The sequence below is a fragment of the Methylobacterium sp. GXS13 genome (assembly GCF_001455965.1).
Classification (GTDB): domain Bacteria; phylum Pseudomonadota; class Alphaproteobacteria; order Rhizobiales; family Beijerinckiaceae; genus Methylobacterium.
Map to the genome: position 1 here is coordinate 60851 of NZ_LKKO01000080.1, position 13222 is coordinate 74072.

Genomic DNA, 13222 nt, shown 5'->3' on the forward strand with positions numbered 1-13222 from the left:
GGATCAGCGATCCTTGGCGCATTCGATGGGGCAGAGCGCCCCACACGATGGGACGCCCGGAAGGCGATGACGCAGGCAGCAGGCCCGCCGCCGCCGGCAGCCCGACGCGTCCGCACACAGAGCCTGGGCGAGAGGGTTCCTACCGCAGGCGAGCGCGCCGCGCCATCCGAGCCGCATGGCACCGGCCGCGCAGGCCCTCTCGTCCCCGCAACCCAGTTCCCCGGCGACGTAATCGAGAATCACCGCGGCGTTGCCCCAGAGGATCCGGGGGGCGATCCCGCACCGGGCGTGACACATCTCAACGAAGGGGCGCAGATGATCCTCGACCAGCCCGGCGAGTCCGAACGCGCACCCAGACCGGCAGTCCGGCATATCCGCCGGCACCAGCAGACGGACGGGGCGTCCGGCGGCGTCGAGTTCGAGACGTGTCGTATCGAAGGCCAGCGGCAGGGGGCGCCCGAGGAACACCAGGGCGGTCAAAGCCGGCGTGGCAAGCGCAGCCAGATAGAACTGGCTCCAGTAGGAGACGAGGATGCGGCGGTCGAACGGCCCGTACCCGGCCCCGAAGGCCGACAGCGTCGCATCGAACACCGACGGATCGCGCAGTCTCGCTACGGGCAAAGCCGAGGCATCCCCGGGACCGACGGCGACGCCGCCCCGGTAGGCCGCCAGCGAATCGGGAACGCGCGCGGCGACCTCAGCGATCATCGCGGACGCCCTTCATCGGCACGCAGGGTCCGATCCACCGCGATCACCAGCCACGCTACCGCCGCCGCGTAGAGCGGTAGCGTCGCCCCGAAATAGCTCGGCCAGCCAACCCATCCGGCCAGCGCCGGGGCGGCAACCCGCAGAGGCATCGCTGCGAAGAAGGCTGCGCCGAACAGCAGCGCGTAGTCCGTGGCCGGCCTCGGCCCCTGCGCCCAACGGTAGATCATGTTGAACACGGGCACGCCCAGGATCCCGCCGCAGACGAAGTTGAGGATGGTTGCGGCGACCGCGAGCTCGACCGCGCCGGCAGCGCAGGCTGCCGTCATCAGGCTACCGGAAACGAGGACGCCGAATGCCCCGCTGGCAATCAGCCGCACCGTGCCGAAACGCGCAGCGAGGCCGCCCGCGACCAGCGCCATGACCAAATTGACCGCCGGCAGGACGGTTCCGGTCAGGAAGCCGACCTGCGCGAGCGAGACGCCGAGGTCGAGCAGGGCCAAGGTGTTCGGTCCCGACAGAAGATAGGCGGCCGCGAAATAGGCACCGAGCACCAGAATGCGGGTTGCGAGAGCTCGCAAGCGCGCGAACGACCCCGACCATCTCTCCGGTGCCCCACCGACCCCGCGCAATCGCGCCTCCGGGTAAGCGAGGATCGGGAGAAGACACAGTGCGTCGAGGGCCGCACAGGCGAGGACCGCCACGCGCCATCCCAGCCAATCGTAGGATCCGACCAGAACCCCGACGCCCAGGATGCCGCCCAGGGACGCGCCGCAGAGCTTGGCCGATGCGACGAAGGCGCGCCGCTCCGCCGGCACGGTCTCCACGACCAGAGCCTCCAGCGCGATGTCCATTGTGGCGACGCAGGCACAAGCCGCGACCGCCAGCAGGAGCAGCGCCGCCAAAGGCCACTGCTCGCCGAAACTCAGGATCCCGAGCAGCAGCACCGTCATGCCCTGCGCCGCGACGATCCAGGCGATCCGGTGATCGAGGTACGGCAGGCGGATCCGGTCGAGGGCCGCGGCCCAGAGGAAGGTCAGTCCCACCGGCAGGTTGATGAGTTGCAGCAGGCCCACCTCGGCCAGTTCCAGACCCCGGACCCGTAGGATCAGCGGTGCTCCCCCAGACAGGAAGCCCAGCGTCGCGCCAAAGGTCATGTACAGGCAGAAAAACGGCGCCAACGGCCGCATGCCGGATAGGGATGCGGCGAGATGCACGCCGATATAGCCGACAGCTGACCGGCTCAGCGCCTGCAGCATCGTCTGCCTCGTGGCGGCGCGGGACACCGGCCCGTTACACGGTGCCGCTCGGGTTCCGAGGCGTTCCAGTTTATAATCAAACTAATTCAATATTCTACTTCTGCCTATCAATTTTAGACCTCATGCAGGCCATCGATCAAGACACCGGCAAATCCATAGCAACCGGCCTCCAGAAACAGGCCCTCCATTACCGGTCATCTCGTGCAAAGACGGCTGTGTATCGGAGTACCCTGAGCGGCCGGGCTGCGACGGAATACCGGAGGGCGGAAAACGATCCGTGGCCTGCGGATCAAGGCGGCGATGATTGGCGGCGTTAAAAAAACGCCGCCACGGTTCACGTCGTGCAAGTCCATCCGCAACGAGGTTGAGGGCGAAACAGGCCCGTCGAACCGGTTTTCAGAGGACCTCGACGCGGGTTCCGACCGGTACGCGGTCGTAGAGGTCCACCACATCCTCGTTCATCATCCGGATGCACCCCGAGGATACCGATTGGCCGATCGTCCCCGGCTCGTTGGTCCCATGGATGCGGTAGAGCGAGGAGCCGAGATAGAGGGCGCGCGCGCCCAGCGGATTGGCCGGGCCGCCGGCCATATGCCGTGGCAAGTCAGGGCGGCGGGCGAGCATTTCCGCCGGCGGCGTCCAATCAGGCCACTCGGCTTTGCGGCTGACTGTCTTGAGGCCGCTCCAGGCAAAACCCGGACGGCCAACGCCGATCCCGTAGCGTAGCGCCCGCTGACCGGGCTGCACGAGATAGAGGTGCTTGGCGGAGGTATCGATCACAATGGTTCCGGGCCGTTGCGGCCCGGCAAACGCGACCTCCTGGCGGCGGTATTCCGGACCGACCTCCTGGGCGATGCGGGTTGGATCCGCCTGCCCCAGTCCATAGACCTGTTGCAGCGGGGCGGCCTGGATCGGCTCCGGCTCGGCCGGCAGCAGGTCACCGGAATATGCGGCCACCCGCTGCGGAGCTGTCGCGCGCTGTGGCCAGCCGCGGCCCCCTCCCCTGGCTTGGCCGGTCATGAGATATTCGATCAGGCCGCCGCCATAGCCACCATCTTCGGCGTAGCGTGCCTGTTGTGCCGCGGCGGGGCCACAGAGCAGACCCGCCACGAGAGCCGTACAGAGACTGAGACGGACCGGACCACGCATCGTCGAACGCTCCCTCGAGGATTCAGACCCCGATTCGCGTAAGATCCACCGACAACCGGCCATTCCCGTGAATCAACGTGGTGAATCACGTCCGATGCCGATCACATACGCCGACGACGCTGGGTTAGCGTGAATCGTTAGTAAAGCCGGGGGCTCCGCAACCTCTGATAGGTCAAATGCCCCCGGTGCATACGATTTCGCGACAGATGAGCTTGGCAGTCACAGTCCGCTAACCGATTGTGATAGAGAGTCGCCACCAACGATCCTTAAGGCTCACGCCCCGACGATGACCCAGAAGCGCTATCGCATTGAAGACAGCCTCGGGCTTCCCGGGGTTTTGCCCGCGGCACCGGGTCCGGACGTTTCGAATGAGCGGCTGGACCAGATCCTGAACGCGATCCTTGACCTGCGTCGCATCACCCAGATGAGCGCGGATGAGACGATCGAGACGTGCCGGCGCGAGTTGCACGACGCCCTGGCGATGCGCTCCGAACTCGACCTGATGAAGGAGGCGATCACCCGGACCAAGTCCGAGCTGGCGACGCTCCATCGCTCGGAGAATAGCGGCAAGGGCATGCGCCGGGCAGCGGACGAGCTCGACGCCGTGGTCGAATCGACCGAACGCGCCACGACGCAGTTGCTCAACGCGGTCGAGGAGATCGAGACGAATGCCGGCATGCTGTACACGGCGAATCTGCCGCCGGGCATGAAGCAGCACGTCGATATCATCCAGGAGCGGGTGATCTCGGCCTACGAGGCCTGCAACTTCCAGGATCTGACCGGCCAGCGGATCAACAAGATCGTCGGCGTGATGAAGTTCATCGAGGAGCACCTCGATCGGCTGATCACGGCCTGGACGCAGCTGGACAGCTTCCGCGATCTCATCACCGTCATGCCGGTCCCGACCGCGCTGGACGACGAGAGTAGCCTGCTCAACGGGCCGAAGCTCGACGACGATCCGGGACACGTCGACCAGAACGACATCGATTCGCTGTTCGACTGATTCGGCCCGGCGGGTTCGGCGCGGCAATTTTGTCGGACGACCCGGTGCCGCTCGGGGCCAGGAACGCTTAGATCTGCGGTATGAACCGCAGAGCCCTCTCAGACCTGCCCCCCGACACGTTCGACGACGGCCGCGACGCCGAGCGTGAAGAGAACGCCGGCGAGGTCGAGGCCGCGCTGCCCGCCGAGGATTCGCCGGAGATCGATTTCGATTTCGATCCGGGGGCGGTTCAAGCCGGCACCGAAGTGATCCGTCGCTTCTGGTCGACGCTGCCGAACTCGCCCGGCGTCTACCGGATGTTCGATCATCGCGGCGACGTCCTCTATGTTGGCAAGGCTAAGAACCTGAAGGCGCGCGTCGGCTCCTACGCACGGGGCCAGGCGCATTCGAACCGTATCGCTCGGATGATCTCCCAGACGGCGGCGATGGAGTTCGTCACCACCGCCACCGAGACCGAGGCGCTGCTCCTCGAAGCCAACCTGATCAAGCAGCTCAAGCCCCGTTTCAACGTGCTGATGCGGGACGACAAGTCCTTTCCCTACATCCTGGTCACCGCCGACGGCCCGGCGCCGCAGATCGTGAAGCACCGGGGCGCACGGCGTCGGAAGGGCAATTATTACGGCCCCTTCGCCAGCGTCTGGGCGGTCAACCGCACGGTGAACGCCCTGCAGCGGGCCTTCCTGCTGCGCACCTGCACCGACAGCTATTACGAGAACCGCAGCCGGCCGTGCCTGCTGTTCCAGATCAAGCGCTGCTCCGGACCCTGCACGGGCGAGATCGGGACCGACGATTACGCCGCGATGGCGGATGCCGCGCGGGCGTTCCTGGCGGGCAAGTCCAACGCCGTCAAAGACCGGATGCGCACCGAGATGCAGGAAGCGTCCGAAGCGATGGAGTTCGAGCGCGCCGCCCGGTATCGCGACCGGATCGCGGCGCTTTCGGCAATCCAGGGGGTGCAGGGCGTCAACACCCAGGGCGTCGAAGAGGCCGACGTGTTCGCCCTCGACGAGCAGGCCGGGCAGTTCTGCATCGAGGTGTTCTTCTTCCGAAATTTCCAGAACTGGGGCAATCGCGCTTACTTTCCGAAAGCCGATCGGTCGATGACCCCGGAAGAGGTGCTCGGCTCGTTCATCAGTCAGTTCTACGACGACAAGCCCGCGCCCCGCACGGTCCTGACCAGCCACCCGATCGAGGATGCCGAGCTGGTCGCCGCCGCCCTGTCGAGCCGCGTCGACTACCGGGTCGAGATCCACAAACCGAGCCGCAGCGAGCGCAAGAATCTCGTCGAATACGCCCAACGCAATGCCAAGGAGGCGCTGGCCCGGCGGCTGGCCGACACGGCGTCGCAGGGCAAGCTGCTGACGGCCCTGGGCCAGGCTTTCGGCATGGACCGGACCCCGCGACGCATTGAGGTTTACGACAATTCGCACATCATGGGCACGAATGCGGTGGGGGGTATGATCGTCGCTGGCCCGACGGGGTTCATGAAGACGCATTACCGCACGTTCAACATCAAGTCGGAGGAACTCACCCCGGGGGACGATTACGGCATGATGCGTGAGGTCCTTCAGCGGCGCTTCAAGCGCCTCGTCAAGGAAGCGCCGCGCACGGAGCGCGAGGCTGCCGCGGCAAGCGCAGAGGGCGACGCGCAGGAGCCGATTCCCGCCCCGGCCGAGGAGGGGGAGGCGTTTCCCGCTTGGCCGGATCTGGTGCTCATCGACGGCGGTAAGGGTCAGCTCGACGCTGCCCGCACGGCGCTGGACGAGATCGGCGTGTCGGGGGTTCCGTTGATCGGAATCGCTAAGGGCCGCGACCGCGATGCCGGTCGTGAGACGTTTTTCGTGCCGGGCCGGCCGCCGTTCAAGCTTCCACCGCGCGACCCGACCCTCTACTTCGTGCAGCGGCTGCGCGACGAAGCCCACCGCTTCGCCATCGGCAGCCACAGGGCCAAGCGCAAGCGTGAGATGATCAAGAATCCTTTGGACGAGATCGCCGGCATCGGGCCCAGCCGAAAGCGCGCGCTGCTCCACCATTTCGGAACCGTGAAGGCGATCGAGCGCGCCGCCTTCGAGGACTTGGCCAAGACTCCTGGGGTGAATGCCGCGACCGCCCGTGCGGTCTACGATTTCTTCCATGCCGGCGCCTGAGGATCACGCCGTCACGGCCGCGCCCGCGGTCGAGACGTTGACGCACGGGCCAAGCTCTGATTTCACCCCGGCCATGAACGCCGTCCTTCCTCGACGCCGGTCGCCGGCCTGGACGCTCGCGAATTGCCTGACCTACGGGCGCCTCGTCGCGGTGCCGGTGATGGTCGCGTTGCTGTTCTGGCCCGACTCGCACACCGCGCGTTGGACAGCCCTGGGTGTCTTCGTCGTGGCCGCGATCACCGATTACCTCGACGGGTATGTCGCGCGGACTTACCATCAGAGTTCTGCCCTCGGCCGGATGCTTGACCCGATCGCGGACAAGTTGCTGGTCTCGGCCTGCCTGCTGATGCTGACGGCCGATCATACCATCGTAGGCTCGTCGATCTGGGCAGCGATCGTGATCCTGTGCCGGGAGGTGCTGGTGTCCGGCCTGCGCGAATACCTCGCCGAGCTGAAGGTCGGCGTGCCGGTCAGCAAAATCGCCAAGTGGAAGACGACGGTGCAGCTCGTTGCCATCGGCTTCCTGGTGGCCGGCCCGGCGGGCGAGCGAGTTCTTCCCGGCACCGAGCCGATCGGCCTTGCCCTATTGTGGCTTGCCGCCGCCCTCACGATTTGGACCGGCTGGGACTACATGAGAGCCGGGATCAAGCACGTGATCGACGACCCGCGTTAGAGCATCATCCCGAGCGCCGCCGTCCGGCATTCGGACCATGACGATGCTCTATGGGCGCGATCGACGATCCCCTTCCGGCACGGTGACACGATGAAGCTCGTCTATTTCGCCTGGGTCCGCGAGCGGATCGGCCGCGCCGAGGAGGAGCTGGCCCCGCCGCCGGAGGTCGCCACCGTCACCGATCTGGTTACCTGGCTGCGCGGGCGCGGCGAGGAATATGCCTACGCGTTCGAGGATCCGGGCGTGGTCCGCGCCGCAATCGACCGGGCGCATGCGAAGCCGGACGCGACGATTGCAGGCGCCCGCGAAATTGCGTTCTTCCCACCGATGACCGGCGGTTGAGGGTTCGGAAAGCTCGGCACGTAGTCCGCCGGTCTTGAAACCGGGGCGATCCGGAGCTTTTTGGCAACGTCGCTCCGGCCGCGTTCCAAGCCGAACGGCGCGTGGGCCGAGCCGCGTTCGCTTACGGGTTCGGCCCGCTTTCCGGCACATCGTCCGCCGAGCTGGAATTCACCGCTCAGGTCGGTGTTTCAACCACCAGAAATTGCGGAACGCTCAAGCTGGGGCCGCCGTTACTCGGGACCGAAATCGGAACCGGAGTTCTCCTATGCGCACCGCCCTCCTCACAGCCGCTGCCCTACTCAGCCTCGGCGCGGCCGCCCAAGCCCAGACCACCGTGATCGAACGCGACCGGCCCGCCGTCGTGGTCGACCGTCCGGCCTCCGAGTCGAAGTCCGTCACCGTTCACGATCACGGCGACGGCTGCGTTACCAAGACGGTGCGCAAGGAAAACGATATGGGGGATTCCAAGACCGTGAAGAAGGAGAGCTGCGACTGAACGGGCTTCGTTTCCTGGTGATCGCCGGCTGAAGAGCGTCGTCTAACCCGCAAAGCCGGCCCTGTAGAAAGAACGCAGCGGAACAGTAACTTGGGACTGTACTCGATCGGATTGCGATCGAGTACAGCGCTCGGTAGCGGGCGACGCCGTCCGCCCCAGCCGGGAAGGATACGCGGATGTCGAGCGACGCCCAGATCGTCGAAACCCTCTCGAAGGTCACCACCGCCACGATCACAACGATCCTGCTGAAGAAGGGGCTGCGCAATGTCTGGCTGCGCGGAACGCGGCCGCTGAGGCCTGGTCAGCCCCGGATCGTCGGCCGTGCCTTCACGTTACGCTTTGTTCCGGCGCGCGAGGATCTTGCCACCCCGGAATCGTGGTCGTCCCCGACCTCCACCCGGGCCGCGATCGAGGCGATGCCGTCCGGCTGCATCGCGGTCGTGGATGCGATGGGCGTCACCGATGCCGGCATTTTCGGCGACATCCTTTGTGCCCGCATGGCGAAAAAGGGCGTCGCCGCCCTGGTTACGGATGGCGTCGTCCGAGACGTCGCGGGCGTCCTGGGCACCGGCTTGCCGGTCTGGTGCCAGGGCGCGGCGGCCCCGCCCTCCGTGGCCGGTCTGACCTTCGTCGCTTGGCAGCAGCCGATCGCCTGCGGCGGTGTCGCGGTGTTCCCCGACGATGTGATCGTGGTGGACGAGGACGGCGCCGTACTGATCCCGGCGGCCCTGATCGACACCGTGGTGGAGCTTGCTCCCGAGCAGGAGCGCTTCGAGGGCTGGATCATGGAGGAGGTCGGTAAGGGCGCGGCGCTTCCGGGCCTCTACCCGCCGAACGCCGAGAACAAGGCGCGCTACGAGGCCAGCAAGGCCTGATCTACGAGGCTTTGCCACGGGCACCGAGCGGACGGATCGCCCGTCATAGCTCTACCATGACGAGGCCCTTAAGGCGGCCTTCACAGGCGTCGCGCAAGGCGCGGGGCGCATTCTCCAGCCCTGCGACCTTCGAACAGGCGAAATGGAGCCCCGCCTTTCGCTGCCAGGCGATCCAGTCCGGGAACGCCTCGGCGTGGTCCCGGTCGGCGCTGTATCCGCGTAGCGTGACATCCTTCAGGATCAGCTGGAACGAGTCGAGTTGCACCGGGGCGACGATGCTGGCGCCTGCGACATTCAATTCGGCGGTAAGCGCGCCGAGCAGAACGAACCGCGCCCCCTCGCTCGCAGCTTGTGTCGCGGCAGCGAGCTGCTCGCCGCCGACCATGTCGACGAACACATCGACGCCCTCCGGCGCGGCCGCTCTCAGCTGATCCGCGATCAGGCCGCGGTCCCGCAGGATCACGGCGTCGTAGCCGAGATCGCCCGTCATCCAGTCGGCCTTTGCCTGACTGCTTGTGCTGCCGATCACCCGCGAAGCACCGAGCCTGCGGGCGATCTGTCCGGCCATCGATCCGATCGCTCCAGCGCCGCTCGACACGAAGACCGTGTCGCCCGTCCGAACCCGGATGCCGCGCGTTAGAGCAGCGTAGGCGGTCCAACCATGGCCGAGATAGGCCGCCGGTTCGATCGGCCCCCGGTCCAACGCCATGCAGCGTCCTGCATCGACGACGGCATAATCCCGCCAGCCGAGGGGATGCGAAACGAGCGCGCCGATCTCGAAGCCGCTCCCGGTTGGGCAGGCCACGACCTCACCGATGGCGCCGTCCGCCAGCGCATCCCCAGGCTTGAGCGCAGGGAAGGGAATGCCCTCGACGGCCTGCGCATCTGGGTTCGCCATCAGCCGAGTCGAGATGGAGATGCGGAACCAGCGATTGCGGACGACCAGATCGTTCGGGCCGGCTTCGGGTAGGGCAGTCTCCACGATGCTGAGATTGCGCGGCTGGATCATCCCATCGGGATAGGCGTGGAGCCGGACTTCGCGGCAGCGCTTAACTGTACGGTCCATGGCGTGTTCCAGGATGCGGTTTACTGGCCGCGTGCAAAGCAGCGGCAGCCGGGGCAACGGGACCTAACAAAATGACTGGCGGTCAGTCAATTTCGATTTGTCAGCTTCCGCCTGGCGTTATCCTTGCCGCTACCAGACCACACCCAGCCCCTTTCAATCCCGGCGATATCGGGTCAGGCAGGGGGCGAACGCCCGCCCGTCATGAGATCGCTGCGTGCCAACCAAGCCCAAGCCCAGGACCACGTCCAGGACCAAGCCTCCCGAGGAACGGCGCGAGGATCTGATGAACGCGGCGGAGCGCATGTTCCTCGATCAGGGCGTGGCCTCAACCACGATCGAACAGATCACGACCGGGGCGGGCGTGGCGAAGGGCAGCTTCTACCTACACTTCGACTCGAAAGAGGATGTGGTCGAAGGTCTGCGCCGGCGCTTCGTCGGGCGATTGCTGGACGCGATCGAGGTCGCGGTCGAAGAACAGCCGGATGAGGACTGGAGCGGGAAGCTCGCGGCCTGGGCGACGACTTGCGGCAGCGGGTACGCCAAATCCGTACGCCTGCACGACATCGTCTTCACCGACGTGCCGCCCCCGACCCAGGACGGTTTGGCCGATAACGTCCTGATCGACAACCTGGCGCAGCTGCTCGCCGATGGCGGAGCCGCGAAAGCCTGGGCGATCGACGATGTGCGCTTCACCGCCGTCTTCCTGTTCAACGCCCTTCATGGCGTCATCCTCGACGCCGCCAGGACAGGGCGGGCAGACGCGATCCAGCGCAAGATCGTGGCGCATTGCTTTCGGCTGGTGGGCCTGGAAACCGCGTGATCGGCGCGTTGTGATCTGCCGGCTGACGAGCCCCCCTCGCGATCCAAGGCGCGCGCACCCCTTGGCGGTGGAGTCCAGAGAACGCATCGCCGGCCGGCGGGCTTCTCCGAAGCCTTCGTTGCGCCCAAGTCTTTCATGATGCGTTCTAAGTCAAAGGATCTTCGTTTTAGTCGTTATAACAAAATATCGCATCAATGATTGTGCCTCTAAGTGAGTAGCGATCTTATCCGATCAAAAATCGATTAATTGGTATCTTGAGAAGGATAAATTCAACAGCAAGAAACGGGTTGCCCGCCTCAGAAGCGGAACACTAGGCTTGGATCAACCTGTTGGAGATCCGCTATGTCGCCCGCCGGGAACCGGTCCATGTCTGCGCCCGAATGGGCGATGCTGCTCATCCTGTCCGTCCTGTGGGGCGGCTCGTTCTTCTTCACCGGCATCGCGCTCTCCGGGCTGCCACCCCTCACCCTGGTCGTCCTGCGGGTCGGGCTCGCCGCGCTGATCCTGAACCTCGTCCTGCCGTTGAACGGGCTACGCCTGCCCCGCAGACTCAGGATCTGGACGGCCTGCCTCGGCATGAGCTTGCTGAACAATGTCCTGCCCTTCTGCCTCATCGTCTGGGGGCAAACCCATATCGCGTCCGGCCTCGCCGCCATCCTCAACGCCACGACGCCGCTCTTCACCGTGGTCGTCGCCCACCTGCTCACCATTGATGAGCGAATGACCGGCAACCGGCTCGCGGGGGTGCTCGTGGGCTTGGGCGGCGTCGCCGTGATGGTTGGGCCCACGGCGTCGGCTGGATCCAGCGCCAGCTTCATGGCGCAGCTCGCAGTGCTCGGTGCTGCCCTGTCCTACGCGTTCGCCAGCGTGTTCGGGCGGCGCTCCCTGGATCTGGGCGTCCCGCCGCTCGCATTGGCGGCCGGACAGGTCACGATGTCTACGCTGGTGTTACTGCCTGTGGCGCTGGCGGTCGACCGGCCCTGGACCCTGCCAATGCCGAGCACGCCCGTCTGGGGAGCGGTCTTCGGCATCGCGTCGCTGTCCACGGCACTGGCCTACGTGCTGTACTTCCGGATCCTGGTGCGGGCGGGGGCGACCAACCTCTCGCTCGTCACCTTCCTGATCCCGGTCTCGGCGATCCTGCTCGGGGCGCTGGTGCTGGGCGAGCATCTCGAGCCGCGGCACTATCTCGGGATGGTCCTGATCGGCGGCGGCCTGGCGGCGATCGACGGCCGGCTCCTGCGGCGCATCTCGCGGGCCACGCAGGAGCCGGCTGAACCCAATTCACGTGTCAGCGCCAGCCGGCGTCGATGAAATAATTGTGCCCGGTGCACATCCGGGCGTCGTCGGAGGCGAGGAAGAGCACCAGCGCGGCGACGTCGGAGGGCTGGATCCGGCCGTCCAGGCACTGGGAGGCGACGATCTCGGCCTCGCCCTCCGGGGTGTACCAGCGCTCTTGGCGGGGCGTCTGGACGTTGCCGGGCACGATGGCTGAGACCCGGATGCCGTCGCGGCCGAGGTCGCGGGCGAGCGCCCGGGTCATGCCCTCGATCGCCGCCTTGGCGGTCTGGTAGAGCGGCATGTCCTGCAGCCCGAGATGCCAGCTGATCGAGCCGAAGTTCAGGATCACGCCGCCGCCGGCTCGGCGCATCGCCGGCACCACGGCCTGGGCTGCGAAGAACAGGTGACGCAGATTCACCGCCATCCGGTCGTCCCAGTAGGCGGGCGTGACCTCATCGAGCTTGTGGCGGTCATCGTTGCCGGCGTTGTTGACCAGCACGTCGAGGCCGCCGAGCGCCGTTTCCGCCTCCGCCACCAAGGCGCGGACCGCCTCGACATCGGTGAGATCGCAGCGCCGGTAGAGCGGCTTGTGCGCCGCGCCGGGGGAGAGCCGCGCGACCAGCGATTGCGCAGGCTCATCGGCAATGTCGCAGAACGCGACGCGGGCGCCCTGGGCGACGAAGGCTTCGACCAATCCTGCGCCGATTCCGGAGGCGCCGCCCGTCACCAGGATGCGTTTGTCGCGAAGAGACGGGTAGATGGCGGAGGTGGCGGAGGCGGGCATCGGCAATTCTCCGAAGGCTGAGGCGCCGCGGATTCGCGAACGCTGCGAAGGATCTTCGAAGAGTCGACGTTTAGCGCATCGTGACGATCCCGTCCTCATCAATGGACTTGAGGCCGGCGGCCGGCAACCATTGGCGAAACGTTAACGCCTTCGGAATCACATCGGCGCGTCTTCTAGAAAGGAACACGCGATGCCGCTTCGCCTCGAACTCAAGCCGTTCGAACGGCTGATCATCAACGGTGCCCTGATTCGCAACGGCGACCGGCGCTCGACCTTCCTGATCGAGACGCAGTGCAAGTTTCTGCGCGAGAGCGAGATCATCACGGAGACCGAGGCTGACACGGCCTGCAAGCAGATCCACCTGACCCTGACGGTGATCTACCTCGCCGACGATCCGGCGTCGGGCATCGACCTGTTCTTCCAGCAGGCCGCAGAACTGATTCGCTTGGTACCGGCGGCGGCGCCGCAGGTCGCCGCCATCGCCGAGGCCGTCGAGGCCGGGACCTTCTACCCGGCGATCAAGCTCGGCCGGAAGCTGGTCGAGTGGGAAAGCGCGGCTTTGGCCCAGGCGGCCAAGCCCGCGGAGTCCGGCGCGGCCGCCTGAGCGCGCCGCAGCGCCGGC

Annotated in this window: 14 protein-coding genes; 9 read left to right on the forward strand and 5 right to left on the reverse strand. The window is 66.3% G+C overall.

Features of this window, described 5'->3' with window-relative positions:
• Positions 1-3 precede the first annotated feature (3 nt).
• From fhuF to AO398_RS24340, 3 genes are all read right to left on the reverse strand, one after another.
• Entirely contained in the window at positions 4-708 is a 705-nt protein-coding gene (gene fhuF / locus AO398_RS24330; RefSeq protein WP_058194739.1) for a siderophore-iron reductase FhuF, read from the reverse strand.
• The gene (locus AO398_RS24335; RefSeq protein ID WP_058194740.1) at positions 705-1964 is read right to left on the reverse strand and encodes a hypothetical protein; all 1260 of its coding nucleotides are present in this window, start codon (positions 1962-1964) and stop codon (positions 705-707) included. Before AO398_RS24335 ends, fhuF begins: the two co-directional genes overlap by 4 nt.
• Positions 1965-2360: 396 nt before the next feature.
• Complete coding sequence (locus tag AO398_RS24340) at positions 2361-3113, reverse strand: L,D-transpeptidase (protein WP_058194741.1); 753 nt, start codon at positions 3111-3113, stop codon at positions 2361-2363.
• 286 nt (positions 3114-3399) lie between these two features.
• Here AO398_RS24340 and AO398_RS24345 point away from each other — a divergent pair, with 286 nt between their 5' ends.
• From AO398_RS24345 to AO398_RS24370, 6 genes are all read left to right on the forward strand, one after another.
• On the forward strand, positions 3400-4116 hold the full coding sequence (locus tag AO398_RS24345; RefSeq protein ID WP_058194742.1) for a protein phosphatase CheZ: 717 nt from the start codon (positions 3400-3402) through the stop codon (positions 4114-4116).
• Positions 4117-4196: 80 nt separating this feature from the next.
• Positions 4197-6263: an excinuclease ABC subunit UvrC gene (gene uvrC / locus AO398_RS24350; protein ID WP_058194743.1), complete on the forward strand. Its 2067-nt coding sequence runs from the start codon at positions 4197-4199 to the stop codon at positions 6261-6263.
• Positions 6264-6336: 73 nt separating this feature from the next.
• Positions 6337-6936 carry a CDP-diacylglycerol--glycerol-3-phosphate 3-phosphatidyltransferase gene (pgsA, locus tag AO398_RS24355; RefSeq protein WP_201025828.1) on the forward strand — a complete coding sequence of 200 codons (600 nt, stop codon included), beginning with the start codon at positions 6337-6339 and terminating at the stop codon, positions 6934-6936.
• Between the two features lie 90 nt (positions 6937-7026).
• Complete coding sequence (gene moaD, locus AO398_RS24360; protein WP_058194745.1) at positions 7027-7278, forward strand: molybdopterin converting factor subunit 1; 252 nt, start codon at positions 7027-7029, stop codon at positions 7276-7278.
• A gap of 265 nt (positions 7279-7543) precedes the next feature.
• Positions 7544-7774 (forward strand): hypothetical protein, encoded by a 231-nt coding sequence (locus AO398_RS24365; protein WP_058194746.1) that lies wholly within the window; start codon positions 7544-7546, stop codon positions 7772-7774.
• 176 nt (positions 7775-7950) lie between these two features.
• On the forward strand, positions 7951-8649 hold the full coding sequence (locus AO398_RS24370; protein WP_058194747.1) for a ribonuclease activity regulator RraA: 699 nt from the start codon (positions 7951-7953) through the stop codon (positions 8647-8649).
• A 43-nt stretch (positions 8650-8692) separates the two neighbouring features.
• Here AO398_RS24370 and AO398_RS24375 read toward each other — a convergent pair whose 3' ends face one another.
• Entirely contained in the window at positions 8693-9715 is a 1023-nt protein-coding gene (locus AO398_RS24375; RefSeq protein ID WP_058194748.1) for an NADP-dependent oxidoreductase, read from the reverse strand.
• Positions 9716-9998: 283 nt separating this feature from the next.
• Here AO398_RS24375 and AO398_RS24380 point away from each other — a divergent pair, with 283 nt between their 5' ends.
• Positions 9999-10535, forward strand: a complete 537-nt coding sequence (locus tag AO398_RS24380; RefSeq protein WP_082643433.1) for a TetR/AcrR family transcriptional regulator — start codon at positions 9999-10001, stop codon at positions 10533-10535.
• Positions 10536-10877: 342 nt separating this feature from the next.
• Complete coding sequence (locus tag AO398_RS24385) at positions 10878-11849, forward strand: DMT family transporter (protein WP_082643434.1); 972 nt, start codon at positions 10878-10880, stop codon at positions 11847-11849.
• Here the strand turns inward: AO398_RS24385 and AO398_RS24390 are convergent.
• Positions 11827-12600 (reverse strand): SDR family oxidoreductase, encoded by a 774-nt coding sequence (locus tag AO398_RS24390; RefSeq protein ID WP_058194750.1) that lies wholly within the window; start codon positions 12598-12600, stop codon positions 11827-11829. The two genes, AO398_RS24385 and AO398_RS24390, sit on opposite strands and share 23 nt — an antisense overlap.
• A gap of 190 nt (positions 12601-12790) precedes the next feature.
• Here AO398_RS24390 and AO398_RS24395 point away from each other — a divergent pair, with 190 nt between their 5' ends.
• Positions 12791-13204 (forward strand): flagellar biosynthesis repressor FlbT, encoded by a 414-nt coding sequence (locus AO398_RS24395; RefSeq protein ID WP_058194751.1) that lies wholly within the window; start codon positions 12791-12793, stop codon positions 13202-13204.
• Positions 13205-13222: the final 18 nt, after the last annotated feature.

What these genes read in the sequence shown, in the direction of transcription:
- fhuF (WP_058194739.1), bottom strand. Translation starts at nt 708, where the DNA reads ATGATCGCTGAGGTCGCCGCGCGCGTTCCCGATTCGCTGGCGGCCTAC.
- AO398_RS24335 (WP_058194740.1), bottom strand. Translation starts at nt 1,964, where the DNA reads ATGCTGCAGGCGCTGAGCCGGTCAGCTGTCGGCTATATCGGCGTGCAT.
- AO398_RS24340 (WP_058194741.1), bottom strand. Translation starts at nt 3,113, where the DNA reads ATGCGTGGTCCGGTCCGTCTCAGTCTCTGTACGGCTCTCGTGGCGGGT.
- AO398_RS24345 (WP_058194742.1), top strand. Translation starts at nt 3,400, where the DNA reads ATGACCCAGAAGCGCTATCGCATTGAAGACAGCCTCGGGCTTCCCGGG.
- uvrC (WP_058194743.1), top strand. Translation starts at nt 4,197, where the DNA reads ATGAACCGCAGAGCCCTCTCAGACCTGCCCCCCGACACGTTCGACGAC.
- pgsA (WP_201025828.1), top strand. Translation starts at nt 6,337, where the DNA reads ATGAACGCCGTCCTTCCTCGACGCCGGTCGCCGGCCTGGACGCTCGCG.
- moaD (WP_058194745.1), top strand. Translation starts at nt 7,027, where the DNA reads ATGAAGCTCGTCTATTTCGCCTGGGTCCGCGAGCGGATCGGCCGCGCC.
- AO398_RS24365 (WP_058194746.1), top strand. Translation starts at nt 7,544, where the DNA reads ATGCGCACCGCCCTCCTCACAGCCGCTGCCCTACTCAGCCTCGGCGCG.
- AO398_RS24370 (WP_058194747.1), top strand. Translation starts at nt 7,951, where the DNA reads ATGTCGAGCGACGCCCAGATCGTCGAAACCCTCTCGAAGGTCACCACC.
- AO398_RS24375 (WP_058194748.1), bottom strand. Translation starts at nt 9,715, where the DNA reads ATGGACCGTACAGTTAAGCGCTGCCGCGAAGTCCGGCTCCACGCCTAT.
- AO398_RS24380 (WP_082643433.1), top strand. Translation starts at nt 9,999, where the DNA reads ATGAACGCGGCGGAGCGCATGTTCCTCGATCAGGGCGTGGCCTCAACC.
- AO398_RS24385 (WP_082643434.1), top strand. Translation starts at nt 10,878, where the DNA reads ATGTCGCCCGCCGGGAACCGGTCCATGTCTGCGCCCGAATGGGCGATG.
- AO398_RS24390 (WP_058194750.1), bottom strand. Translation starts at nt 12,600, where the DNA reads ATGCCCGCCTCCGCCACCTCCGCCATCTACCCGTCTCTTCGCGACAAA.
- AO398_RS24395 (WP_058194751.1), top strand. Translation starts at nt 12,791, where the DNA reads ATGCCGCTTCGCCTCGAACTCAAGCCGTTCGAACGGCTGATCATCAAC.